Below are 24828 nucleotides of genomic sequence, written 5' to 3' on the forward strand. Positions count from 1 at the left end.
AGAACACCCCATGAAATTTGAAATGACAATCGGCGGCGCCCCCGCTCCCGCGGCTGCCCGCTTCGATGTGGCCAATCCGGCAGGCGGGCTGGCAGGCCGAGCACCAAACGGAACACTGGCGGACCTAGACCGTGCGGTAGCAGCCGCGCAGGAGGCCTTTGCCAGCTGGTCGCAGCTGTCCCATGCCGACCTTCAGCGCTATTGCGAGGCTGTAACAGCCAAGATCGCGGAGCATGCCGAAGAGCTTGCTCAGCTGATCACGGCTGAACAGGGCAAGCCGCTCAATGGCCTCGGATCACGTTTTGAGATGGGCGGCGCCCAAGCCTGGGCTGGATACACCGCTGAGCTGTCGCTGCCGGTCAAGGTGCTGCAGGACGACGCCGAAGGCCGGATTGAGCTGCATCGCAAACCGCTTGGTGTCGTCGGTTCGATCACCCCCTGGAACTACCCAGTTATGATAGCGGTTTGGCACATCCTGCCCGCGCTGCGGACCGGCAATACAGTGGTGATCAAACCCTCGCCGCTGACTCCGCTCAGCACGCTGCGGCTTGTGGCTTTGCTAAACGAAGTGCTGCCTGCGGGTGTTCTCAATTGTATCACCGGAGACGACCAGACTGACAACCTGGGAGCGGCAATGTCTGCCCATCCGGGTATCCGCAAGATTGTCTTCACCGGCTCTTGCACGACCGGAGAGAAGATTATGACCGCGGCTGCGCCGACAATGAAGCGGCTGACGCTGGAAATGGGTGGCAATGACGCGGGCATCGTGCTGCCGGATGCAGACCCCCAGGCGATTGCCGAAGGGCTGTTCTGGGGCGCTTTCATCAACAACGGCCAGACCTGCGCCGCGCTGAAGCGGCTCTATGTTCATGAGGACATCCATGACGCAGTCTGCGCCGCGCTGGTGGAATTTGCCCGCACCATTCCGGTGGGTCCGGGATCTGACGAATCCTCTATCCTTGGCCCGCTGCAGAATCCCATGCAGCACGCCAAGGTTTCCCGTCTCGTTGCCGCTGCCCGCGAAAAGGGTCAACTGCTGCTGGGCGGCAACCCAGGTAAAGGGCTGTTTTTTGAGCCGACAATCATTGCCGGTCTTACCAATGGCGACCCGCTGGTGGATGAAGAACAGTTTGGCCCGGCCCTGCCGGTGATCAAGTACAATGACGTGGAAGAGGCGATTGCCGCCGCCAACGGCAGCCCCAACGGGCTGGGCGGGTCGGTGTGGTCCAGTGATATTGCCAAGGCGTGCACCGTCGCGGCACGGCTGGAATGCGGCTCTGTCTGGATCAACAAGCACGGGGCAATCCAGCCCAACGCGCCCTTTGGCGGGGTGAAATCCTCGGGGCTCGGCGTGGAGTTCGGCGAGGAGGGGCTGGCGGAATACACCGATATCCAAGTGGTGTTCGCCTGAACCGGCGGCCGGGACAGCGGTCCCGGCCCTAGCCTGCGCTGTCGTAACGCTCCCGCGCCGACATGATTTCCGGCTGTTTCGCCACCGCCCAGGCGGCCATTGCGCCTATCGGTTCAAACAACGATTTGCCCAGCTCCGTGATGGCATAATCAACCCGCGGCGGGACCACCGGAGTGACCCTGCGCGCCACCAGCCCATCCCGCTCGAGCTGCCGCAAGGTCTGGGTCAGCATCCGCTGCGAGACATCCGGGATTGACCGCTGAATCTCGGAAAACCGGTGTTCCCCGTCCCTCAGCAGCAGGATCACCAGCAGGCTCCATTTGCCGCTGATCTGCGCCAGCACTGTCCGGATCGGGCACAGATCCAGCCCCAGCTCCCGTTCGAGTTCTTCACGCCGCTTCATGGATTTTCCTTAGTTACTAAAAAGTGCCTACTTCCGAATTGAAACTTCGGTTCCTATTAGTAACTCATGTACCCGACTCAAGCAACTGTCACGATGGAGACTGCAATGACACTTCTTAAAAAAGCAGCCGCAGCTGTGCTTGCCTCCGCCGCCGCGACCAGCGCCGCCGCAGACCCAGCAGAAAACAAGGCCACAGCCGTTGCCCTCTTGGAGCAGGGCCTCGCCAAGGGCGATCGCGATTTCATTCGCGCGCATGTCGCCGAGGATTACATCCAGCACAACCCGCAGGCCGCCGATGGGCGCGAAGGGCTGCTGGGCTTTGTTGATTTTCTTGAGACCCTGGATCCGCCAGTGCAGGTGAACCCGATCAGGGTGTTCGGCGATGAAAATTTCGTGGTGATCCACCAGACTGCAGAGTTCTTCGGGCCGAAGGTGATCATCGACCTGTTCCGCTTTGAAGACGGCAAGCTGGTGGAGCATTGGGATGCGATCCAGGATGAAGTGACTGAGACCGCCAGCGGCCGTTCCATGATTGATGGCACCACCGAAATCACAGATCTGGACAAGACCGACGCCAACAAGGCACTGGTCACCGGCCTCGTCACCGACGTGCTGATGGGCGGCGACCTTGCCAGGATCGACAGCTACATCCGCGCCGACTACATGCAGCACAACCCCTATGTGCCGGACACCCGCGACGGACTGAAGGGGTTCATCGCCTATCTGGCCGAGAACGAAATCTCCTTCGGCTACACGAAGCTGCACAATGTGGTGGCTGAAGGCAATTTCGTGATGACCCAGGCCGAAGGCATCTACGACAGCAAACCCACGGCCTTCTATGACCTGTGGCGCGTCGAGGATGGGCTGATCGCCGAACATTGGGACGCGGTGCAGGAAATCCCTGCCGAGTTCGTCCACGGCAACGGCATGTTCTGATCCCACCTTCCATTCCACACCATTAGAAAGGATACACAATGACCAAATCCCGCCTTTTCAGCCTTCTGACTGTTCTTGCCGCCACCGCTGGCGCCGCTGCCGCGGAAACCTATAAAACCGACCCCGGCCATACTGAGGTCCGCGTCGGCTGGAGCCATGCTGGCGTGTCCATGCAGCATGGCGAATTCACCACCGTCACCGGCACCCTGGAACTGGATGCCGAAAACCCGGAAACCGCCAGCGTCACCGCGGCGATCGCGGCGGACAGCTTCTTCTCCGGTGTCGAAGCGCTTGATCAGCACGCCAAGAGCCCGGATTTCCTGGACGCAGGCACCTATCCGGAAATCACCTTTGCCAGCACCGCCGTGAAACTCACTGGCAAAGACACCGCTGAGATCACCGGCGACCTGACGCTGCACGGTGTCACCAAACCGGTGGTGCTGGACGCGCGCCTGACCCATCTTGGCGCGCATCCGGTCGGCCAGTTCTTCGACTATTACAAGGGCGACTGGGTGGCCTTCTCCGCCAAGGGGCAGATTGACCCGGCAGACTTCGGTGTCGGCAGCAGCATCCCGGTGGGACAGTTGACCATCAACATCGACACTGAACTCAAAGCAGCCAAGTAATCCGGCGATCTGACAGCACAAAGGCTCCGGGGCCTTGCTCCGGGGCTGGTTGGAAAACCATTTCGAGAACAGTCAGGTCATTTCGCAGATTTTCAAGACACTCGGGCGGCCCGGTCGGCTTCATAGGCAAACAGCCACCCCCCCGCATCTAAACGACAGGCTTCTTGCTCTTGTCGCGACTTGGAGCCGAAAAAACCATGGCCACTGTCAAGAAATGCGTCCGTGCCGCCCGGCGTCCACTGCCTGAGCTGCAACCACATCGCGGCATATCCCTTGAACGACCGCTTTACCTCCAGCCTCGCAGCACAATCTTTTTGGGCAGTGTAGCGGTGTAGCACGCTGCGAGCGCGCGCAGCACGGTTTGGAGAGGTCCGATGTGGGCTCGCAGCTGCCGAATGCGTCTGCGGCATGTCCCAAAGAACAGGCAACCTGACAACGGCCATTCAAACTGCCGGTAAAACTCAGATGCCAGCACGGTGCTGATGTCTGGGTTTGGCGGGAGGATTGGAGGGCGCACTATGCCAAGAGTCCAACTTCCCGCTGTCACCCCGAAACGTAGAGCCTGGAACAAAGGCCGGATCATAGGCCAGAAACGCCCACTATTGCCGAAACAGGTCTGGGCGATACGCGCGCGGCTCGAACTGGCGGGCAACTTGCGCGATCTAGCACTATTCAACGTGGCAATTGATAGCAAGCTTCGCGGATGCGATTTGGTCAAACTGGCCGTCACTGACCTGGTGAGGGATGATCGCGTTCGCGAAAGGGTGTCCGTGGTCCAGAGCAAAACCAAGCGGCCCGTTCAGTTCGAACTCTCTGAAAACACGCGGGACACAATTGCCGCGCGGGTCAAATCGCCGGACATGATCGGTTTCCGTTTCATGTTTCCCAGCCGGTTTCACCACCGCCCGCACATCTCAACACGCCAATATGGACGGCTTGTGCGAGATTGGGTGGCGGCGATCGGGCAGGAGCCCAGTGGACACGGCACCCATTCGCTGCGCCGGACCAAAGCAGCGGAGATATACCGAAAAACCGAAAATCTCCGAGCGGTACAACTTCTGCTCGGACACACAAAGGTCGACAGCACTGTCAGATATCTTGGCGTCGAACTTGAAGATGCGCTGAGCGTCGCCGAGCAAATCGACATTTGAACCACGTTGGCGGTTGGCACGTGCCGTCCGCCAATCCGGACCGGACTTGCGTTCACGGTGCAGCGGCGGATCGGATCGAGCCCATCTTGACCGATGCTGCGCAATGCACGATTAGCCGCTTCACCGATCACATTTGCAATTCGCTATACGGGCATACATCGTCGTTAAACGGGACATGTCTGCGCCGAAAACTGCTATTAGGAACGGCTTCCGGGCTGTTGATCCTGTCCATACGAAAGTGCCGGAAACCATCTCGCATCGGGTCCCAGCCGACGAGATACCATAGCGGCGGGAGGATCAGCATTGCTTGCGGTTCCACTTCGCGCGTAGTGTTGCGGCCCTTTGCGTCGCGATAGCCAAAGCGGATGAGGTGTCGCCCAAGAAACGCCGCTTCGAATGCAGGCAATAATTCGGAATCCATTTTGCCCATGTCAGATAGATCCTGCAGGGGCGACAGCTGGCCAATATGAAGGCAGTCGAGGAAGGCGCGCAGATCGCGCACCTTATCTCCAGGCAGGGCTTTTTCGATCTTGGCAAGCCCCGCATCAGCCAATTCCGAGAATGGCAGATTTCCCGCCGCGCGTATTGCCGCAACGCTTATAAGCAGCGCGAAAACTTCTGGCACCGATAGCTTGGCAGTCGCTTGCATCGATTGGGGGTCAAGTTGCACCCCACCGCCGCGCCCGACATCGGAATGGATCACATAGCCCTCATCCCTTAACGCGCTGATGTCGCGCAGCACGGTCCGACGGGATACGCCGACCTCATCGGCAAGGGTATTAATGGTCGAAGTGCCATTGCGGCGAAGGCTGCGCACAATGGTGTCATGTCTGAGCCGAATGTTCATATCGACACCTTATCACAAATGGTGTCAGTTTTTGGCACTATTTTGATTTACACCGGTTCCAGCAACGCAAAACAAGGAGAATGCGATTTGGAACGGACAGCAGTGAACCCGTGGGAGTGGTCGATCAAACTGGGCTACAATCAGGCAGAGATGATCGACAGCGCGACCCGTCAATTGATTTGCGCAGGTCAAACTGCCGTGGACGAAAACGGTGCCCCCCAGCACCCCGGCGACATGCGCCCGCAGATCAGTCTGGCGCTGGACAATTTGGAAGCTGTCCTCAAAGGGGGGCGCATGAATCTGAGCAATGTCGTTAAGCTCAGCGTCTATGCAACCGATGTGGATGAAGCCTTGAAAAACTTTGACTTGATGGGGATGCGTTTTGGACCGCATCAAGTGGCCCCGCCCATGACCTTGCTGGGAGTAACCCGCCTCGCGATCCCCGGCTTGCTGTTCGAAATCGAAGCGACAGCAATGGCATGACGCTAGTCACAGCGGTCATTTTGTTTCGAAACCCAAATGGCCATTTCGTCCCGCGTCTCGTTTGTCCGACCTGACTGTAGCGAAAGGGTGGTTTGGGTTCGCCGGTATTCGCGGACCTGAATGACTGCAAACGGAAAAGTTCGCCGCAGCCAAGTCGGACATGGTCTCCTGACCGAGGGGGCGTATTTCTGCCGGTTGATCTCCCGGTGGCCGAGGCTTCTCCAGCGGAATCCGTTGCCAGCCTCCCCTTTCCTATCTAACTGCGCCTGGCCAACAGGCGTAGCCTGCGGTTTCACAGTGGTATGGACGCTGCTGTGCTGTCCCGGCTGATCCACACAGAAGGCGGCATTGGTGGCTGGTCTCACAACCAGGAGAGGGGTCTGTTCCGGTAAGGGGCAGAATAGTACGATAAGACCAAAATCGTCTTGAATGAAATCCGCAGGAAGTTGCTGCCAACCACCTATCGTTTGGCTACCACTTTGTAGCTTTCCCCCGCTACGCTCAATCACCTACACAACATAGTTGCATGGATCTCTCTTCCGGCATAGTTCTGAGACATTCGGTACAGAATGGTTGAGAGCGCTATGAGGCCAAGAGAATTTGATGAGGGCGCGGTAGTTGACGCAGTCATGCGCACATTCTGGCGCAATGGCTATGCGGCGACTTCCATGAATGATCTGGTGGAAGCAACCGGCCTGTCCCGCAGCACCATATACAATTCCTTTGGCGGCAAAAAAACGCTTTTTGCGCTTGCACTTAAAGAATACCGGCGGGTAACCACCGGGACTGTCGCGAAGATCTCCCGCTCCTCTGATGTGCGCGGCAGCCTCCGGGCGCTGCTGATATCCATCGTTGACGATGAGTTAAGCGACCACGAGGGCTTTGGTTGCTTTGCTGCCAACAGCAGCCTGGAGATTTCCGGCCGGGATCCGGAACTCAGCGCGCTGGTCGCACAGCATTTCCAGCGGCTGGAGAGCGGATTGCTGCGCCTCCTGAGGCACGGCCAAAAGACCGGCGAAATTTCGCCTGATCAGGACTGCCAAATACTGTCCAGGTATTTTGTTGCCGTAATTCAAGGCATTAGGGTCGTCAGCAAAGGGCTTCCGGCAGCCTCCCGCCAGCCCTATCTGCACAGTATCGTCGAAGCCTCCATCGCCACGGTGTAACAGTAATGCGAAGTTCTCCTTTTGGTTGTTGACGGTTATGGAATGAATATTCCATAACTGCCTCCAGATACCGGCCGCCCATGCGGGTCCCCCTTCCGCGGCCGCTTGGACCCAGAGAACAGAGGCTCAACATGACAACTGACGCAATTTCGCCGCCGCCCCGCCCCGCCCTGCGCGTGGCCGTTCTGGGAGCCGGGCTGATGGGGGCACCGATGGCCCGCAACATCGCGGCGGCCGGCTGCCAGGTCAGGGTATGGAACCGGACCCCTGACAAAGCGTCTTCTTTGGCGGCACCGAATATCACTCCGGCTGCGGATCCGGCCGGGGCAGCCCTCCACGCCGATGTCATTGTGACCATGCTGAAAGACGCCAGTGCCATCGCAGAAGTCATGTCGGCGCTGCCCGACGCGGACAGCGTGCCCGCGGCACCCGTCTGCTGGCTGCAAATGAGCACGGTCGGGCCGGCCGACATCCCCGGGCTGGAGACGCTGGCGGCCCGCAAGGGGCTCACCTTGATCGACGCGCCCGTGCTTGGCACCCGCCAACCCGCAGAGGCGGGCCAGCTTCTGGTGCTGGCGGCCGGCCCGGACAGCACCAAGGAAGCCGTCCAGCCGGTGCTGGATGCGGTCGGCAAAGCCACCCGCTGGCTGGACACCGCCCCCGGAACGGCGACCCGGCTGAAACTAGCCTTGAATAGCTGGGTCTTCACTTTGACCCATGGAGCGGCAGAGAGCCTGGCCTTGGCCCGCGGTCTGGGACTGGATCCGGATCTGGTGGCGGACACTCTGCGTGGCGGGCCATTGGATACCCCCTTCTTTCAAATGAAAGCCCAGGCTATGGCCTCGGGCGATTTCACTCCGGCATTCACCATCGATAATGCAGTCAAGGACAGTGCTCTGATCGTTGACGCCGCACTGAAAGCCGGGGTGAAGCTGGATTTGGCTGAGGCAGGCCTGAACCGCTACAGGCGGGTGCAGGACCAAGGCCATGGCGCCGCCGATATAGCCGCCACGTTTCTTGCCTAGCAGCACAGCTGCGCCCCAAACCATTGATTGAAAGTTTCAAAATACAGGATCTAATCATGAGTAGCTTTCTGGGTAACCGGCTGCGCGTCGGTGTTGCCATTCCATCGACCAACACGTCCGCTCAGCCGGAGATGGAGGCCATGCGCCCCGTTGGCGTCACAAACCACATCGGCAGGATGATCATCGACGATGACTCTCTGACCCATGAGGCGGGCTTCAACCGGGTCATTGAAAACATCCGCAGCTCCACACCGGGCGCCATCCGCAGCCTGCGCCATTGCGGTGTTGGGGCGGTCATTGCCGCGGTGTCGCCAGATGGCTATTGGGAAGGCCACGCTGCGCATGAGGCTCTGCATGGCCGGCTTGCGGAAGCAGCAGGGGGCGCAAAGATCATTATGAGCGCTGATGCAATCCTGGCCGCGCTGAAGGCACTTGGCGGCATCCGGCGAATTGGCCTGATTTCTCCTTACCTGGAGCTGGGCGATGAACCGGTTTCGCGGTTCTTCACTGACAGCGGAATTGAGGTTGCTGCCACCCATGGGCTTGGCGGGCGGACGCCGTCAAACATCTCCGACGTCACCCTGGAAAACCTGCGTGACGCAGTGCTGGACGTTGACGGACCGGATGTGGAAGCCCTTGTCCAAGTGGGAACCAATGTTCCCATGGCGGATTTTGCCGCTGCCGCGGAAACATGGATTGGGAAACCAGTGTTGTCTAATAATGCGGTTCTCTACTGGCACGCCTTGCGTAGCTGCGGTGTGGCCGACCCAATTTCCGGCCGAGGTTTTCTCTACGAAAACCACTGACTCATCCCGCAGCAGGCGTACCTGCTGCGGGCATTTTCTGAATAGCAACTTACTAACTGCCGGCCTGCCGCGGCGGTGAGTGGCCGCCAATTTTGTAATGAACATTCCAATACTTGACAGGACATACCATGAGCACCCCCAACTCACTCCTTTCCAAACCCGTTACCGCCCGCCCGCAGCAGACCGATATCACCCGCGCGCTGCTGCGCACCGCGTCGGAGCGTACCTCGCTGGTTGATATGCTGATGCTGCAGGTGCGTTGCCGCAGTGAAGAAATCGCGGTCTGCGACGATACCAGCGCGCTACGCTACAGTGATCTGGCCGAATACGCCGCCCGCCTGGCCGCCCGTTTGAAACGCACTGGCGTCGGCGCGGGAAGCCGTGTGGGGCTGTTCGCGGAATCCTCAGCCGAGATGATGGCCGGCCTCTGGGGCATTCTGTTCTCGGGCGGCGCCTATTTGCCGCTGGGCACCGATTATCCAGTGGACCGGCTCACTTATATGATCCGTGATGCCGGCATTGATGTGATCGTCACCCAGGACAAGCTGCAGGGCCGCCTGGCTGAGATGATCCTGCCGGAAGTTACCGTGATTACCTTGGATGCGCTGGATGCGGTTCCTGGCCGGGAAGACAGCGATTGCTTGTGCGGCCCTGCTCTGCTGGAGGACGATCTGGCCTATATGATCTACACTTCCGGCACCACCGGCGCGCCAAAGGGCGTGGGCATTTCTCATGCTGCGATCCTCAACCAGCTGACCTGGCTGCAAACCGAGCAGAAGTTGCGGGTGGGTGAAGTCATCCTGCAAAAAACTCCCGTCAGCTTTGACGCCGCACAGTGGGAACTGCTGGCGGTCTGCTGCGGCGTTCAGGTTGTGATGGGCCGTCCCGGTGTTTACCGTGATCCAGAAGCTCTGATTGAGCAAGTCAAACAGCATGGGGTTACCATGCTGCAGGGGGTGCCAACCTTGCTGCAGGCACTGGTTGACCTCCCGGAATTCGAAAGCTGCACCACCCTCACCAGCCTGTTCAGCGGCGGCGAGGCCCTGACCCGCAAGCTGGCCACCCGGATTTTTGAAGCCCGCCCCGGCTGCCGGTTGGTAAACCTTTACGGGCCGACCGAATGCACCATTAACGCCACCGCCCAGACGGTGGAACCGGCAGCGCTGGAAGACGGCCCGGAGATGATCCCGATCGGCCAGCCAGCCGCAAATACAAGCTGCTGGGTGCTGGATGAAAACCTGCAGCCGGTTGTCGAAGGTACGGCGGGCGAGCTGTATATTGGCGGCCGCCAGCTGGCAAATGGCTATCACAATCGCGTCGAACTGACCGCCGAACGCTTTATCACCTGGATCAGCCCGGCTGGCGGCATGCCGCTGCGGCTTTACAAAACCGGAGATATGGTGTGCCAAAATCCCGATGGCAGCCTGCAATTCAGAGGCCGCGCCGACAATCAGGTCAAATTCCGCGGCTACCGGATTGAACTGGATGAAATCCGCTTGGCCATCGAGAACCACGACTGGGTCAAGGCTGCGGGTGTATTCATCAAGCCTCATGCCCGCACTGGCCAGCCGGTGCTTGCTGCCGGTATTGAGCTGAACCCGCGCGAAGCACCGCTGATGGATCAGGGCAATGCCGGCGCTCACCACCACAGCAAGAAAAGCCGCCTGCAAGTGCGGGCCCAGTTGTCTGGCGCGGGCTTGCGCAGTGCGGCTGAAACCGAAGGGCGCAAAACCTATGCCCTGGCGGGCGCAGAAGCGGACGCTGCCCAGCGGCAACTGGCTTTTGCCCGCAAGACCTATCGTTTCTACGAAGGTGGCGAGGTCTCGGCCGAGGACGTCCTTGCTGTGCTGGAACAGCCGGAGCAGCCCGCCTCCAGTGCCAGGGGGCTTGAGGAGCTCAGTGCGCGGGATCTGGGGTATCTGCTGCGCTGGCTGGGTCAGTTCACCAGCGAAGAACGGCTGCTGCCCAAGCATGCCTATGCCTCACCGGGCGCGCTGAACGCGACGCAGGTCTATGTGGAGCTCGCCAATGTGGCGGGGTTTGAGCCGGGCTATTACTACTACCACCCGGCCCGCCATGAACTGGTTTTGACGGTACCGCGCCCGGCCTCGGCCGCGCCGGTGATGCAGCTGCATTTCGTGGGAAAAATCCCGGCGATTGAACCAGTCTACAAGAACAACATCCGCGAAGTTCTGGAGTTCGAGACCGGCCATATCCTCGGTCTGATGGATCATATCCTGCCTGTCCATGGACTGGGCATTGGCGCGGGTACGGATGCGCCTGATGCGTTGACGCATCTGCAATGCGGCCCGGACCATATCTATATTGCGGGCTATGCAGTCACTGCACATGCCGAGCGGCAAACAGATCTGCCGGTGGATTTCTATGTGCAGGCCCATGGCAGCAAGGTGTCGGGACTGGAGCCCGGACATTATGCCTACCGGGACGGCGGACTGCAGCCGTTCTCACGCCACATCATGGAACAGCGCCATGTGATCGCCATCAACCAGCGGGTCTATCAACGCGCCAGCGGCATGATCTCGATGGTCAGCCGGGATGCGGAGAGCTGGCACGCATATATCGACCTGGGCCGCAGCCTGCAGCGTGTGCAGCAGAACTGCCGCCAGATCGGGACCATGTCGTCCGGCTACAGCTCCAAATCCGGGAATGATCTTGTTGCGGCAGTCCGTCTTAAGGACATCCTGAACGCGCAGGGTTTTACTGCCGGCGCCTGTTACAGTGCCGTTTTCGGCAAGGTCAGCGCCGAACAGATTGCGCATGAAGGCATGCATGAAGACAGCGTGCATATGGAAGGCCCGGCTGAACTGATCCGCCGCGACCTGCAATCATCGCTACCCGACTATATGGTGCCCAGCAAACTGGCACTGGTGCCGTCGATCCCCTGCAGCGCGTCGGGCAAAGTGGATGTGAATGCCCTCAAAGCGTTCCCCGAGTTCGACGATGCCGCGGCCGAGCGCGGAATCATCGCCCCCCGCAACAATACGGAAACCCGCCTGGCAGAGATCTGGTGCGCGCAAATGGGCATTGAAGAGGTCTCGGTACAAGACGATTTCTTTGAAATCGGGGGTGACTCGCTGAAAGCCGTCAAACTGGTGCAGGGTATCAACCGGGCCTTTGAAGCCAGCCTGCCGGTTCAGGTGCTGTTCGAAGACACAACAATCGAAGCGCTTGCTAGCCGTTTGGACGGCGGCAGCGCTGGCTCCAGCCTGTCGCGTGCAGTGCCATTGAAGAAAGGCACGGGCAGCCCGGTTTTCTGCTGGCCCGGTCTTGGCGGTTATCCGATGAACCTGCGTCATCTTGCACGGGAACTTGATACGCCCCGTCCCGTCATCGGTGTGCAGGCCTCTGGCGTGAACCCTGGTGAGCAGGTTTGCGGCTCGATCCAGGAAATGGCAGCTCGCGATGCCGAACTGATCCGACAGGCGCAACCGGAGGGCCCCTACACGCTTTGGGGATATTCCTTTGGTGCGCGGGTGGCTTACGAGACCGCCTATCAGCTGGAGCAGGCAGGAAGCGAGGTGGCGGAGCTGACCCTGATCGCGCCAGGCTCCCCGGAGCTGCCCGGAGGCGATCCGGTGCGCGCGGATGAGGCTTCGCTGTTCCGCGATGCGTCCTTCCTGACCATCCTCTATTCGGTGTTTTCCCAGACCATCGCACCGGAGCAGGTGGCCCCGGTGATTGAAACGGTCTCGGATCTGGATGGCTTCGTGGCGTATATCGCCGCCGAAAAGCCGGACCTCGACCCGGGCATGATCGACCGTATCACCCGGCTGGTGGCACAGACCTATGCGCCCGAATACGGGCTGCAGATGGAACAGCGCCAAGTGGCCGCGCCGATGTGCCTGTTCAAGGCGGCGGGCGACAATCTCTCCTTCCTGGAGGAAGCCACCCGAACTCGGGCCGCTCCGGCACCGGTCCACGCGCTGGCTGCCGACCACTACGAACTTCTCAAACCCGGCGGTGTTTCCGAGCTGGCCGCTGCAATTCGCCGTCACGTTCCAGCATGGCAGCCGGCCCAGCCTGCAATCCGCAACCTGCAACAGACCTGATCCCATGCCCCACGTTATCATCAAGCATTTTGCCACCACACTGCCTGCTGAACAGCACGCAACCCTCTCAGAAGCCATTACCCAGTCGGTCGCTCAGGCCTTTGGTTGCTCGGCACATGCGGTCTCAATCGCACTGCGCCCGGTGGCACCGGGTGACAGGCACGGCAGCGTCTTTGTCCCGGACATCGAAACCCGGCCCCAAGAACTGATCAAATCGCCGGATTATTCGGCGGTTTGACCTTCCAGACCTCTCATTGAAAGGACTTCCCATGACCATACGCATCGCCAAAGCGTCGCCAGCGTTATTGCTGGTCGCGATATTCCTGATCTCACTGAACCTGCGTCCTGCAGTTGCTGCCATCGGCCCGCTGGTGTCGCAAATTCTGGGCGAAACCGGCGTCAACTCCACCATCATCGGCTTCCTGACTATGATCCCGGTGTTCCTGATGGGTATTGGCGCCATCTATGTGCGCCAGCTGCGCGCGGCCGTGGGCGAGCGCGGCGGCATCACCCTGGGCGCGCTGATCATTGCCCTGTCCTGTGCCGCCCGCATGTGGCTGCCCACAGGTGCCGGCCTCCTCGTCACCGCTGCGGGGGCGGGGATCGGCATTGCCATGGTGCAATCACTGATGCCGGGTTTTGCCAAGCGCAACTTCGGTGCCGCAACCGGCCGGGTGATCGGCCTTTACTCCACCGGAATCGTGGCCGGCGCATCCATTGCAGCGGGCACGGCCGCAGGGCTTGCGTCCTCACTGGAATGGACCGGCACTCTCGCGGCTTGGAGCCTGCCTGCAGTTCTCGCGGTCCTGGTTTGGGCCATAGCTGCGCGCAACGCCGACAGTGAGCGCACGGCGCCTGCCCCCGCGGCGGGCACAACGCCTCCGCAGTTCTGGCGCAGCGCGCGTTGCTGGTCGCTGATGCTGTTTTTCGGGGTAGGTACCGGCGCCTTCATGCTGGTGATGGCCTGGATCCCGCCCTTTTACCTGGAACAGGGGGTGCAACAAGGAACCGCAGGCCTGTTACTGTCGGTGCTGACAGTGATCGAAGCTGCAACCGCATTGGGTGTGGCGGCTTTTATTCACCATTTCCCGGACCGTCGCGGCCCGCTGGTCTTAGCGCTGGTGGTGACGGCCCTGGGCTTTGGCGTTCTGTACACCGCCCCGATTGATATGTCCTTCCTAGCAATGGCGTTGCTGGGTGTTGGCATTGGTATTCTGTTCCCGCTGTCAATCATCGTGGCTATCGATCACGTTGATGATCCCACAACCGCAGGCAACTTCACCTCTTTCGTGCAGGGCGGCGGCTATATCCTGGCAAGCTTCGTACCTTTGTCGGCTGGTGCCGTTCGGGATGCTATGTCGGATCTGAGCAACGTTTGGCTGGTGATGGCGGCAGGTTCGCTGCTGATGATCTTCCTTGCTGTCCGCTACTCTCCTGAAAGCTACAAACGCTTCTCGGCCATGCTGCGAAGCGTTTCTCTTGATCGCGGACTGCGCACGGCCAGCTGATACCAGTTTCCTCCCAAGCAGGTTTGATCCTGCCACGCTATCCCCGTTGCGAAATGGGGGTAGCATCCGTAGTTCTGAGATTGAGGCAAAGGTGTAATTATTGATGGCTGTTCGGCAGTTGCGGGACCGCCGTGCGGGCTGAAGTTGGACCTTAAATCAGCAATGATCGAGGCTCGAGTCATCTTTCACTCTATCCTCAGGCGTTGACCGTCATCTCCAAAATAGTATGCACGGCTGACGCAGTTCTGAGTAGCCCCACTTGAGTGGTCCAAATTGAAAGTTAGTGCATGGTTGGCCTTTGGTCCATCAGGACGATGGCCTCTGGCGCAGGTGGGCGGTAGCCTGAGGCTCCCCCAAAGAAGTGGTCCGCCCCTATGATTAGGCAACGGAGGACCACAGATGGCGACCAAGAGGCCCAAGCCTGAAGAGATTGTCGTGAAGTTACGGCAGGTTGAAGTCTTGATGGGGCAAGGCATGCCCCGCATAGATGCGATCCGTCAGATCGGCGTTACGGAACAGACCTACTATCGCTGGAAGAAGAAGTACGGCGGAATGTGAACCGCACCGGGTTTGCCGGAGGCTTCAACTCCTGAGTAGGATGAAGCCACAATGAGCAAGACAACAAACAAGTATTCCCCTGAGGTCCGCGAGCGTGCGGTGCGTCTGGTGCTGGACAACCAGGGCCAGCACAGTTCCCGCTGGCAGGCGATCATGTCAATATCCGCGAAGATTGGCTGTTCGGCGCATACGTTGAATGAGTGGGTGAAGAAGGCAGAAGTCGACAGCGGCAAGCGGGCGGGTGTTCCCACCGATGTCGCCGACAGTGCGGGTCGTTCGCGCAGCGATCACATGATCCGGGGGATCATTTGAAGGCCCAAACGAAGGCGCTTGAGCGGGAGAACCGCGAGCTGCGCCAGGCGAACGAGATCCTCCGCAAGGCATCGGCGTATTTTGCGATGGCGGAGCTCGACCGCCGGTCGAAGTGATGGTGTCCTTTATCCGCTGCCCGGCAGTCGATACGCAGTATCGATGAGAGGGGACATGGGCTCTGTTGCGCAAATCGGGTGAGGGATTCATCTCATGAATCCAGCGTGATAGCTGGAGGGCATGAGCAGACCAACACCCCCGACCTACAAGATCAAGAACTGGCGGGCCTATAACGAAGCGCTGAAGCGTCGTGGCTCTCTGACGATCTGGTTCGATCCCGAGATGACGTGGGAGGCCCGGCCGACCGGCAAGAGAGGCCGACAGCCCATCTATAGCGACGCCGCGATCAAGACCTGCCTGACGATGAAGGTGCTGTTCCGTATGGCGCTCAGGCAGACGACCGGCTTCGTGGAAAGTCTCCTGCGATTGAGTGGATTGGACTGGTCGGTACCGGATTTTAGCACGCTTTCACGCCGCCAGAAGTCTCTCGCCGTGAACATCCCGTATCGTGGTTCTGAGGGGCCGCTACACCTGCTGATCGACAGCACTGGGATAAAGGTAGAGGGCGAAGGCGAGTGGAATGCGCGCAAGCACGGTGGCTCGAAACGCCGCGTGTGGCGCAAGGTTCACCTCGGTATCGACGAAAAGACACTGGAAATCCGGGCAGTCGAGTTCACCAGTAGCAACATTGGTGATGCGCCCATGCTGCCGGAACTGCTTAATCAGATCCCGCCCGAGCAGGAGATCGGCAGTGTCACGGCAGATGGCGCCTACGATACGCGCAAGTGCCACGATGCCATCGCCAACCGAGGTGCCAATGCCGTCGTCCCGCCCCGCAAGAACGCCAAGCCCTGGAAACCCGACACCGCAGGCGCGATTGCGCGCAACGAAGCGCTGCGGGCGTCGAAATACCTTGGCCGAGCGCTTTGGCGGAAATGGAGTGGATACCACCGCCGAAGTCGTGCCGAAACCAAGATGCACTGCATGAAACTGCTGGGACAAAGACTGATGGCACGGGATCCTGGACGTCAGGTTGCCGAGCTTCAGCTCCGTGTTGCGGTCATGAACGGATTCACCGCGCTTGGCATACCCGTCACAGAGGCAGTGGGATAAGTCCGTCTGGGGAAAGGGGAACCTTGGCCCTCAACCGATTTGCGCAACAGAGTCTTCCGCAGTTGCGGATCGTCGAACAGGATCTCTGGGATGCGGTCCGGGCCCGCCAGGGCGAACTGAAGACCGCGGGCACCAATGTGCCGGTCTGGGACCGGCGCCGCCCCAAGACCTTGTTTTCCGGCCTGATGGCCTGCGGCTGCTGCGGCGGCGGCCTTGCCAAGATCTCCAGGGACAGCTTCGGCTGCTCCCCGGCCCGCAACAAGGGGGCCGCGGTCTGCAGCAACAAGCGCACGATCAAGCAGGCCGACCTGGAAGCCCGGGTGCTGGATGCGCTGGCGAACCACCTGATGGATCCGGATGCGGTGCAGGCCTTCTGCGAAGAATACACTGCCGAGCGCAACCGGCTGAAGGCCGCAGCCGCCGGGAACCGCAAGGAAAAGGAACAGGCGCTCGCCCGCGCCAAACGGGATCATCAGAAGCTGGTGGATGCGATCATCGCAGGCATTCCCGCAGATCAGGTGAAGGACCGGATGATCGAGCTCGACACGCGGCGTCAGCAGCTGGAACGGGAGCTGGAGCATACCCCTGCCCCGGACACGGTGGCGTTTCACCCGTCGATGGCGGAGGCCTACCGCGAGCGGGTGTCGCGGCTGATCCGGAGCCTTGGTTCCGCCGAGGGCATGGAGGATGCCAAGGAGGCGCTGCGGGCTCTGGTGGAGCGGATCGTGCTGACGCCTGCGGCGGCGGGCGCTGGCCTGGATCTGACGCTGGAGGGGGATCTGGCCGGGCTTCTGCGTCTTGCGGCGGGTGCGGAAGGCGCGGACACAAAGAAGGCTTCGGGCGGTGCGCCAGAAGCCTTTGATATGTCTGATGAAATTGTGTTGGTTGCGGGAGCAGGATTTGGCCTTTGCCGAACGAAGATCACTCTAAAGAAGTGATATTCGTTCAAGCTCGACAGCTGCCTTTTCAACCATCGCCAGAATGTTAAACCCAGTCAGCTTTGCGCAGGAAGCGCCCTTTGCAAACTCGACCGTGTGAGGCAACGGAGTATGTTTAGCGCCTCTTTGAAGGCAGCAAACAACCATGCGGAGGGGAATGTTCTATCTTTACCGCACTGGGCTTCCTAGAAGCCCTTTAGGGCCTGTCTGCGCTTGAAACCTTCCAGCCCACAGTTCACTGCGCTCATGGAGACTATAGCTACCAGAACGACAATCATAAAAAGCCAGCAGAGCGAGAAACCCTGTGATCAACCCTGACAAGAGGATTTCGCAGCTTTCAGTATCCGCCTCACCCGTACCCTGCAGTGCCTTCTTCAAGAAAAGAAACATACCTCTCGGCAACTCACCTGACCTCCAAGGTTTGAGAGAGTTAAAATTCTCCCTTATATTTTAACACGTTATTATCCTCCGTCATGCATATTGCGACTGCTGGCAGCCGCGATATCAAAGTGTTCTGCGGCTTCCTGAGTTCTCAGTTAAACAGGATGGCGGTATGACTTACAAAATTTCCAAATTTGTGTTCTTAACCGGAACGTTGCTTTCAACAGCTGCTTGCAGTGTGAGTGAAAAGGCAAGCGACCGGCTCAAAGGCATGCACAGCACCCGTCTCCTAGTTGACGAAGGTGTGCCTGGGAAAATTGGCGGAAGTTCCGCGCCCCGCAAAGAACAAATCATGAACGTATTCTTAACCGGCTACAGCTACTGGGACAACACTCCCCGCGGATCGGCACAGATTGCCCGGCCAGTGATCCACCGGCAGGCTGGCGGAACAGGAACCTACGAGGATCCGATCACTCTTGCAGTCGGGCATGTGAAACGAAACGGCCGCAGCTACATGGACTACCCTGCAGGCACGAAATTCTACGTTAAAAACTTGCAAAGATACGCAATTGTCGAGGATCTTTGCGGTGACGGGCCGAAACCGCAAGCAGGCCCTTGCCACAGCGGCTACCAGGGGCACGATTGGCTGGATATCTACGTTGGCGGCCAAGGTATCGACGAGAATTGGGTCGACCGCTGCATGAACCGTATCACGGGAATTCAGCTGGTGATTCTAAATCCCGGTCCTGGCTACCCGGTTACACCAGGGGAAATTGCAGCCAGCGGGTGTGCAGCCCTTTGACGCGAAGCTGCAGTAAATCCATGTCTTGCCGGCTTAAGCCTGTCAGTTGGAGCGGGCAAGACGATGGGCAATGGCCTGAAGAATAACACCGTTTGTATTCAAGTCAGAGTAGGTCTCGGTTGTTCGACCGGTCTTCAGGTAGATGCTCGACGCAAACCCGTTCTTTGTTTTCGCGGCACTTCTAGTGAACCTGTATAGTTTCTCAGAGTATTCATGCGGCTGATAAGCTGACCAGAGAAAAGCAGCCTTACTGCTGATAACCAGATTTTCCTCACGAAACTCAGGCGTTCTGTATTCAGGCTCCTGCCCAACCGTGTCAAAGGCCCAGGTCCGTTTCTTTGCATCCAGTTGCAACCCCTGATAGAGGAACCAGGGCGACTTGTCGATTGCCCCTTCCGAGACGCAGATGAGCCGACCGGTCTCGCGAAAGTCCTCCAATTGAGCGGCAAACAAGACATCCGCCAGATAGGCGCTTTCCTTCGACATCCTCATTTCCATTGCTTCAAGCAGCAGGGGTTCTGCGCCGAACGGCCCGATTTTGGCCGCAGCTTCCAGCAATGCCATTTGCCCATCGGCTGCCGAACGGCCAGCAAAGACCTCATATGGGGATTTGGCAGCGATCCCCCACCGCCGGAAGGCCAATGCCGAGTAATGGGCGCTATGTGACACATATGAAGTCTCAAGTTCTCCATTTGTGACCGAGTGAATTTCACCCTCTATGATCACCTTCCGAAGGTCCCAGGAAGCGACAAGCTTAGCCAGTTGCTCTCCGAAACTGCTGTGCCGGCGCAGGTTGTCCAAGGCAGCAAGCAGCCGGCCTGCGTCGGATCCGTCAAAGTCCCTGTTGCCCCATTTGCGGCGATCAGTCCGGATCCATCCCTGCGGCAAGTGACGTCCCATGAAGGTCCTGCCCGTGATATTGGGCAGGATCTTGCGGATAGCAGTTTCAAAGTCCGGTTGGCTGATCAAGCCAATCTGCACAGCAGCCACTAAGCCATTGATGTGACTGCCAACATCCCACATCGTGACGGCCTCGTGTTTCCGCCCGCCCGGTGCGAAGTCCACTGTCGCCGGACACAACCCGGTCCTGGGATCAGTGAAATTTTCGAAATATTGCCAGGCAACGCGGGCATCTTCCAAAAGCTCTTGCCGCTTGGCATCCGAGAGGTTCTGGCGTGTTCTTGTCAACTCCGGCGCGGCAGCAGCCGTCCTCCTCCATCGTGTTGGCAGCGGCCCTGCCGGGGCAACGGTCCGGGCAAACTCTTCAAGAAGGAGAAACTTCGTCTCCTCATCCCTGAGCATGTCCTTCAAAAGGGTTTCCAACGCTCGCCGCTCAGGCGGAAAGGCAATCGCCTCCGACTGTATAAAAACCACCACATCCCCGGTTCCCGCCGTGGCTGACTCAAATGCTTCCGCCGCACCGCCATCGCTGACAACCCGTTGCGGTAATTGCAGGAAACCTGCGCCCTCCAGCCCTTGGGCACCACCTGTTTCTGCGATAAAGGCAATGCCGATTCCAGGACCCAACGGCCTGACCGTCCGGATTTTCGCCTCACTCCGGCTTTCAATTTCCACAGGGAGCATTCTGTGTTGCGCGGTACTGGTTTCAGCGTTCTTTGGCTGAAAGTCGGTTGGAACCCAAAAACCGTTGTCGGCCTCACCCGCAAACTGGTTTCCGGCGGAATGGGGGATTCCGGCTGCCTGAAGAAACTTTGTAAAACCTGAATACCCGGATAATTGATCACGATCATTCTCTTGCGGCTTCAGAACATGCAGGCAAACCGTCCGTTTGAAGCCGTAGGTGTCGCGCAGTTGAATGTCTGTCACCGGCAATAGCGACACTTCTCCATCCAGCTCTTGTTGCGACAGCGCGCTGGCAAACCAAATCGCGGCTGCCTTCAGCTTTTTCACATCCATCCCAGAGAAATCCTTCGCTGAGAAGTAGATTATATTCTGGCTGGCAGAAGCTGCGGCGGTTTGCGCTTTCCCGTCAAAATCATTCAGGGATAGCAGGTTGCCGCCAAACAGCCTCACGACACCATTGCCCCAAGTTTCGGTCCTGACCGGAGCTGACTGCGCCGGAACCGACAGGAGATTGAGAATGCCCGCAGAACGCACTCCGCGCGGAGCAGCAGGATTTTCCTGGTCCGCACAGGCGATTGCCTGCAGGACCTTGGCCGGCTGCCGGGCAGAGCCCCCCGACCACAGCATCCCTTGCATGGCAAAGACGGCGTCATGAGCCGCCCGGGCTTGGAAATGCTCGGACAGTGACTGCAGTTCCGGAACGTAAGGCACAACATCCAACCCGCTTCTGCCAATCAGATAGCCGTTCAGAACCTGTGCTAGTTTGCTTTTTGCAGTATGCGGGCGGCCTTGTTTATCATAGGGGTTCACCACGCAGGCGAGCGGTATGTTCTGGTCAACAAAGGCATCAATCACCGTAATAAGGTGCGGGATTGAAACGTCTTCATTGATATCTGTCACTACGGGGACAGTTTGCGCAGGAAGCTTCCGCGCAACAGAAGCTGATCCAACCCCTGGGAACAGGGCCAAGCCGGCCGCGACCGATTTCAGAAATAATCTGCGTCTCATGTATGGCCGGCCACCAATCCATAGTCTCGTCCTTGGCGCTTTACGCTACCCCAGCTGGCTAAACGTCCGGTTACGGCACGTAAAACTGAGCGTATTACCGAAAAATACATGAGCGGACGGTAGACGAGGCGTTGAATCGGAAACAGCAGCAAGGACCATCTGCTTTCATCTTCATCGGATGTGATGGCAATGGCAGCAATCAACAGCTCTAGCGCCGGGAGTGCAAGGTAGGCCCATATGTACTGCGCCGACTGTGTGTGCTGGGAACCTCCAACCTCGCCTGCCCAGCCACCGGCCATCAGCTTGTACAGCATCAAGATCACAAACAGATCTGCGATAGGGGCCAACAGCGGGAAAACATAGCCAAACACAAACATGTCGGAAATTGATACCAAGCCAACCGAACGCCTCTCAATGATCGCCCGTTTATGCTTCCAGGCGCTTTGGAACATTCCAAAGGACCATCGAAGCCGCTGTTTCAGAAGCTGACCCACCTTCTCCGGCACTTCGGTGTACGCCTTGGCCTTTGGCTCGAAGACGATATTATACCCCGCCCGGTTCACCTGGATTGTGAGGTCAGTATCTTCGGTCAGAGTTTCCTCACTGAACAATCCCGCTTTCTTCAAAGCCTCAACCCGCCACGCACCGATGGCTCCTGGAACCACCAGAATGCCGTTGATCAGGTCAAACGCTTTCCTTTCGACATTCTGGGACGTTGCATACTCAAATGCCTGCAGCCGGGTCAGCAGGTTCACACGGTTGCCTGCAATGATTTTACCTGCCACCGCACCGGTCTTCGGATCTGCAAAGTGCCTGACAAGATGTGTAATTGCGTTCCTGCCCACTTGCGTATCCGCATCGATGCAGACGACAAACTCAGCATCTGTGCTCAGTATCGCCCTGTTAAGCGCACTCCACTTCCCTTGGTTTGGTTGGGAGATGAGGCGGACTTCGCTCTTGTGGCCAAACTTGAGCACCTCAATAAGCGTGTCGTCGGTGGAGCCGTCATCCACCACGATAATTTCCAGGTTCTTGTAGCCGCTGGTGCGCACGCTTTCGATGCTCTGGGAGATCACCTTTGCCTCATTGTGGGCGGGGATTATCACCGCAACCTTCGGCTGTCTTTGCAGGGGTGTAAATCTTTCCCGGCGGTTCAAAACCGCCAGGATCAGAATGCCGGCAGAGCGAACTATGCCAATTGCAAGCACCGTCCAGAAAACAACAACGACAGCTTGCTGCGCTATCCAGACAATGGAGAAGGAAACTCTGTCAAAGGCCGGGGATCCGCCCTCGGCAACAGGCATCAGCGCAGCCCGGTTGGTGCCAAGAAGATCCGCCAGCGTCGTAAACTCATAGCCTTTTGCCCGCAGTGAACGGATTATCGGGCGAACTGCGTCTACTGTGGCAGTACGGTCCTGGCCACCGTCATGCAAAAGAATGACATTGCCGCTCCCCTGTTCCACCTGGTCTATCACATAATTTACGATTTCCCCGCTGTCCCAGCCTTCCCAATCCTTGGGAACAATTTCCATACCCGCAATCGCGAACCCCCGGGCTTCAGCTGCCTCCAGTGAGGCCACCCGCTCTGCGCTGATCGGGCCGCCGCTACGCTGGAAGGGTTCGCGGTAGAGCAAGGTCTTCCGACCGGTAGATCCAGCCAGGATTTTGGCTGAGAGCGAAAACTCCAGATCAACGCGGGTGTTGGAGATCTGGTCCATTCTGGGGTGAGAAAAGCTGTGCGCACCGACCTCGTGCCCTTCGTCAACCATCCGGGTGACCAGGTCGGGAGCATCCATGACACTGGTGCCGACAACAAAGAAGGACCCGGGAACGTTCTCTTCCTGCAGGATATCCAGAATTTCCTTGGTGTATTTTTCATGCGGACCGTCATCAAAGGTCAGCACAAGCTTGCGCCTGTCCGGTTTGCCGTAGAGCTCAATCGAATACGGCTTGGGCAGAAGGCTATAGGTCTGGTTGCTGATCAGGCCACTCTCCGCCTCGAAGGAAAATTGACGTGCTCCTGCAGTTGCGCGCTGGTCGATGCGGATAAACGCGCCATGTCCTTTGTAATCAACATAGTTATTGAGCTCTACGACATGAAGTTCAGCCCCCAAAACATCTTTGGAAGCATCTTGATGCTGCAGGACTTTCCAAATTCCGGGATCCTCTTGCCCAAGAGACCACACGGCAACGTTGGCAATGCCAAGCTCCTTGAGGCGCACCAGCTGGTTGTGTGCTGACGCGGCATCCAGCATCCAGATTTTGCGCTGACGTCCTTGGGCGTCACGGTAGCGGCTAAAGCTGTTTTGGGCTTTGGCGCTGAACCGCAATTTTGCTCCTGAGGAGCTTACTCTCTGCATGGCTTCCGAGTATGACAAGACCTCAGGCTTTGATACGCCAGACGTCCACTCAACCGAGAAATTGCCGAGCGCGACAACCAGCTTGTCTGCTCCGACAGCCTGGACTGCCTCAGCGGACAAGTCTGCCGTCCAGTTGAAAGGTGCAAGCGGGCCTGGCACAGACTCCACCCAAGGCTGCTGAAACAGCTTCAGGATAATCTGGTCAAACAGATCACTCAGATCCTCTTCCTTCCAGTGGGACTGCTGGCCTGCAAGGATAGTACAGGCTTTCAGCCCTCGGGAACGGAACGCATTTGAAAAGTTCGACATCAGTGGCTTGAGGCGACGGAATGCGTCTGGCTTCAATCCAGTTAAGTCCAGGCATGCACCTTGTGCATTCAATGCCGTCACTGCGGCGGCCATATCTTCGGCCAGCGCTGCCACTCGCTCTGTATCTGCGAGGCCTTCGAGAAAGACCTCTTTCTGCCTTGCCTCACCGAGCAAAATGACCGGCAGAAGCTGCGGACGCATAGCCGTCCTGGCAATGTACTCTTCAACAGCAATCCGGGTATCCTTGCTGATAACAGAGACTGCAGGACGGCCTCCTTTCTCGACGATGCTGATCCACTCAGGCACGACCACGCCAATTTGGCCGCAACTGTCTTCCAGCGACAAAAATGCTTGTTCAGATGACACAGGCACATGACCAAATATCTTGGGAACCGCCGTGTTTGCCAGCGCCGAAAAAAGGGGCTGTTTGCGTCCATCTCCACAGGAAGTTTCTGCTTCTGGTACCGCAAAGGCCGAAGCCAAATGTACTTGATCATGATAACTGGAACCGTCCACCTTATAAGAAGCATAAACATGCTTTTCATCGTAGAATGGATTCAGCTCCCGCAGTGCAGACTGCAAAGAGAAAGCGCCGTCAAGAAACAGCACAGCCCAGCAAATGACGGCCGTTACCAAGGCAACAAGAACAGCCCTAACCCGGCGAACGCGGATCCTTTTGGGATCGGCAAATACCCTGCCGGATGACGAAACGGTTTCAAGTCTGTCCTGGTGAAAGGAAAACCGCGTCAAACGATCACCCTCCGAACACAGCCGTACTGCTCTTCGAAAGCTGCCAGGCACAAACCCGCAAAGCATAAATCAACACTACTGTCAGCCACGGTCCCCCGACCCCTTTGCAGGCCAACACTGCTGTCTAGACTGCGCAGCGCCCGTCCTCACAGAGTTCCACGCATGACAAGCAGATCAGGCTACATGGCCTACAATGTTCCCATTAAGGCAGGGCTTGTCAAAAT

Annotated in this window: 18 protein-coding genes and 2 pseudogenes; 16 read left to right on the plus strand and 4 right to left on the minus strand. The window is 58.5% G+C overall.

The features are described from left to right. The first annotated feature begins 10 nt into the window (after positions 1 to 10). On the plus strand, positions 11 to 1411 hold the full coding sequence (locus K3725_RS15390; RefSeq protein WP_260016171.1) for an aldehyde dehydrogenase family protein: 1401 nt from the start codon (positions 11 to 13) through the stop codon (positions 1409 to 1411). Positions 1412 to 1439: 28 nt separating this feature from the next. On the opposite strand, the gene K3725_RS15395 is transcribed toward K3725_RS15390, so the two are convergent. Further along, on the minus strand, positions 1440 to 1814 hold the full coding sequence (locus K3725_RS15395) for a helix-turn-helix domain-containing protein (protein ID WP_260016172.1): 375 nt from the start codon (positions 1812 to 1814) through the stop codon (positions 1440 to 1442). A gap of 105 nt (positions 1815 to 1919) precedes the next feature. On the opposite strand from K3725_RS15395, the gene K3725_RS15400 reads away from it, so the two are divergent. The 3 genes from K3725_RS15400 (at position 1920) to K3725_RS15410 (ending at position 4527) form a co-directional block, all read left to right on the plus strand. Beyond that, positions 1920 to 2750, plus strand: a complete 831-nt coding sequence (locus K3725_RS15400) for a nuclear transport factor 2 family protein (RefSeq protein WP_260016173.1) — start codon at positions 1920 to 1922, stop codon at positions 2748 to 2750. Positions 2751 to 2788: 38 nt separating this feature from the next. After that, positions 2789 to 3376, plus strand: coding sequence for a YceI family protein (locus K3725_RS15405; RefSeq protein WP_260016174.1), 588 nt, complete (start codon positions 2789 to 2791; stop codon positions 3374 to 3376). Between the two features lie 518 nt (positions 3377 to 3894). After that, positions 3895 to 4527, plus strand: coding sequence for a tyrosine-type recombinase/integrase (locus K3725_RS15410; protein WP_260016175.1), 633 nt, complete (start codon positions 3895 to 3897; stop codon positions 4525 to 4527). A gap of 127 nt (positions 4528 to 4654) precedes the next feature. Here K3725_RS15410 and K3725_RS15415 read toward each other — a convergent pair whose 3' ends face one another. Further along, on the minus strand, positions 4655 to 5374 hold the full coding sequence (locus K3725_RS15415; protein ID WP_260016176.1) for a YafY family protein: 720 nt from the start codon (positions 5372 to 5374) through the stop codon (positions 4655 to 4657). On the opposite strand from K3725_RS15415, the gene K3725_RS15420 reads away from it, so the two are divergent. The 12 genes and pseudogenes from K3725_RS15420 to K3725_RS15475 all read left to right on the plus strand — a co-directional run bounded on the left by K3725_RS15420 (position 5354) and on the right by K3725_RS15475 (position 18593). Then, complete coding sequence (locus tag K3725_RS15420) at positions 5354 to 5857, plus strand: RidA family protein (protein WP_260016177.1); 504 nt, start codon at positions 5354 to 5356, stop codon at positions 5855 to 5857. The two genes, K3725_RS15415 and K3725_RS15420, sit on opposite strands and share 21 nt — an antisense overlap. A 569-nt stretch (positions 5858 to 6426) precedes the next feature. Then, positions 6427 to 7023 (plus strand): TetR/AcrR family transcriptional regulator, encoded by a 597-nt coding sequence (locus K3725_RS15425; protein ID WP_260016178.1) that lies wholly within the window; start codon positions 6427 to 6429, stop codon positions 7021 to 7023. Between the two features lie 131 nt (positions 7024 to 7154). Next, positions 7155 to 8048, plus strand: coding sequence for an NAD(P)-dependent oxidoreductase (locus tag K3725_RS15430; RefSeq protein ID WP_260016179.1), 894 nt, complete (start codon positions 7155 to 7157; stop codon positions 8046 to 8048). A 56-nt stretch (positions 8049 to 8104) separates the two neighbouring features. After that, positions 8105 to 8854 carry an arylmalonate decarboxylase gene (locus tag K3725_RS15435; RefSeq protein ID WP_260016180.1) on the plus strand — a complete coding sequence of 250 codons (750 nt, stop codon included), beginning with the start codon at positions 8105 to 8107 and terminating at the stop codon, positions 8852 to 8854. A gap of 128 nt (positions 8855 to 8982) precedes the next feature. After that, on the plus strand, positions 8983 to 12924 hold the full coding sequence (locus K3725_RS15440) for an amino acid adenylation domain-containing protein (RefSeq protein ID WP_260016181.1): 3942 nt from the start codon (positions 8983 to 8985) through the stop codon (positions 12922 to 12924). 4 nt (positions 12925 to 12928) lie between these two features. Next, positions 12929 to 13162: a tautomerase family protein gene (locus tag K3725_RS15445; RefSeq protein WP_260016182.1), complete on the plus strand. Its 234-nt coding sequence runs from the start codon at positions 12929 to 12931 to the stop codon at positions 13160 to 13162. A 31-nt stretch (positions 13163 to 13193) separates the two neighbouring features. Then, positions 13194 to 14432 (plus strand): MFS transporter, encoded by a 1239-nt coding sequence (locus K3725_RS15450; RefSeq protein WP_260016183.1) that lies wholly within the window; start codon positions 13194 to 13196, stop codon positions 14430 to 14432. A 399-nt stretch (positions 14433 to 14831) separates the two neighbouring features. After that, a pseudogene (locus tag K3725_RS15455) lies at positions 14832 to 14987 on the plus strand (transposase); the annotation flags it as partial. Between the two features lie 54 nt (positions 14988 to 15041). After that, positions 15042 to 15432, plus strand: a pseudogene (locus K3725_RS15460) (hypothetical protein); the annotation flags it as partial. 107 nt (positions 15433 to 15539) lie between these two features. Then, a complete protein-coding gene (locus K3725_RS15465; protein ID WP_260015482.1) occupies positions 15540 to 16472 on the plus strand; it encodes an IS5 family transposase in 933 nt (310 codons plus the stop codon). 62 nt (positions 16473 to 16534) lie between these two features. Further along, positions 16535 to 17410: a zinc ribbon domain-containing protein gene (locus tag K3725_RS15470; RefSeq protein ID WP_260016184.1), complete on the plus strand. Its 876-nt coding sequence runs from the start codon at positions 16535 to 16537 to the stop codon at positions 17408 to 17410. Positions 17411 to 17963: 553 nt separating this feature from the next. Then, positions 17964 to 18593: a hypothetical protein gene (locus K3725_RS15475; RefSeq protein WP_260016185.1), complete on the plus strand. Its 630-nt coding sequence runs from the start codon at positions 17964 to 17966 to the stop codon at positions 18591 to 18593. 42 nt (positions 18594 to 18635) lie between these two features. Here K3725_RS15475 and K3725_RS15480 read toward each other — a convergent pair whose 3' ends face one another. Further along, positions 18636 to 21077, minus strand: coding sequence for a DUF3131 domain-containing protein (locus K3725_RS15480; protein ID WP_260016186.1), 2442 nt, complete (start codon positions 21075 to 21077; stop codon positions 18636 to 18638). A 104-nt stretch (positions 21078 to 21181) separates the two neighbouring features. Further along, positions 21182 to 24604, minus strand: coding sequence for a glycosyltransferase (locus K3725_RS15485; RefSeq protein WP_260016187.1), 3423 nt, complete (start codon positions 24602 to 24604; stop codon positions 21182 to 21184). Between the last annotated feature and the right edge of the window lie 224 nt (positions 24605 to 24828).

The sequence above is a fragment of the Leisingera sp. S132 genome (genome assembly GCF_025144465.1).
In the GTDB taxonomy this organism is placed as follows: Bacteria; Pseudomonadota; Alphaproteobacteria; order Rhodobacterales; family Rhodobacteraceae; genus Leisingera.

Excerpts from the sequence above, each read along its gene's own strand:
- K3725_RS15465 (WP_260015482.1), top strand. The coding sequence starts at position 15,540 with ATGAGCAGACCAACACCCCCGACCTACAAGATCAAGAACTGGCGGGCC.
- K3725_RS15430 (WP_260016179.1), top strand. The coding sequence starts at position 7,155 with ATGACAACTGACGCAATTTCGCCGCCGCCCCGCCCCGCCCTGCGCGTG.
- K3725_RS15450 (WP_260016183.1), top strand. The coding sequence starts at position 13,194 with ATGACCATACGCATCGCCAAAGCGTCGCCAGCGTTATTGCTGGTCGCG.
- K3725_RS15405 (WP_260016174.1), top strand. The coding sequence starts at position 2,789 with ATGACCAAATCCCGCCTTTTCAGCCTTCTGACTGTTCTTGCCGCCACC.
- K3725_RS15420 (WP_260016177.1), top strand. The coding sequence starts at position 5,354 with ATGTCTGAGCCGAATGTTCATATCGACACCTTATCACAAATGGTGTCA.
- K3725_RS15475 (WP_260016185.1), top strand. The coding sequence starts at position 17,964 with ATGACTTACAAAATTTCCAAATTTGTGTTCTTAACCGGAACGTTGCTT.
- K3725_RS15400 (WP_260016173.1), top strand. The coding sequence starts at position 1,920 with ATGACACTTCTTAAAAAAGCAGCCGCAGCTGTGCTTGCCTCCGCCGCC.
- K3725_RS15435 (WP_260016180.1), top strand. The coding sequence starts at position 8,105 with ATGAGTAGCTTTCTGGGTAACCGGCTGCGCGTCGGTGTTGCCATTCCA.
- K3725_RS15445 (WP_260016182.1), top strand. The coding sequence starts at position 12,929 with ATGCCCCACGTTATCATCAAGCATTTTGCCACCACACTGCCTGCTGAA.
- K3725_RS15425 (WP_260016178.1), top strand. The coding sequence starts at position 6,427 with ATGGTTGAGAGCGCTATGAGGCCAAGAGAATTTGATGAGGGCGCGGTA.
- K3725_RS15390 (WP_260016171.1), top strand. The coding sequence starts at position 11 with ATGAAATTTGAAATGACAATCGGCGGCGCCCCCGCTCCCGCGGCTGCC.
- K3725_RS15410 (WP_260016175.1), top strand. The coding sequence starts at position 3,895 with ATGCCAAGAGTCCAACTTCCCGCTGTCACCCCGAAACGTAGAGCCTGG.
- K3725_RS15395 (WP_260016172.1), bottom strand. The coding sequence starts at position 1,814 with ATGAAGCGGCGTGAAGAACTCGAACGGGAGCTGGGGCTGGATCTGTGC.
- K3725_RS15440 (WP_260016181.1), top strand. The coding sequence starts at position 8,983 with ATGAGCACCCCCAACTCACTCCTTTCCAAACCCGTTACCGCCCGCCCG.
- K3725_RS15415 (WP_260016176.1), bottom strand. The coding sequence starts at position 5,374 with ATGAACATTCGGCTCAGACATGACACCATTGTGCGCAGCCTTCGCCGC.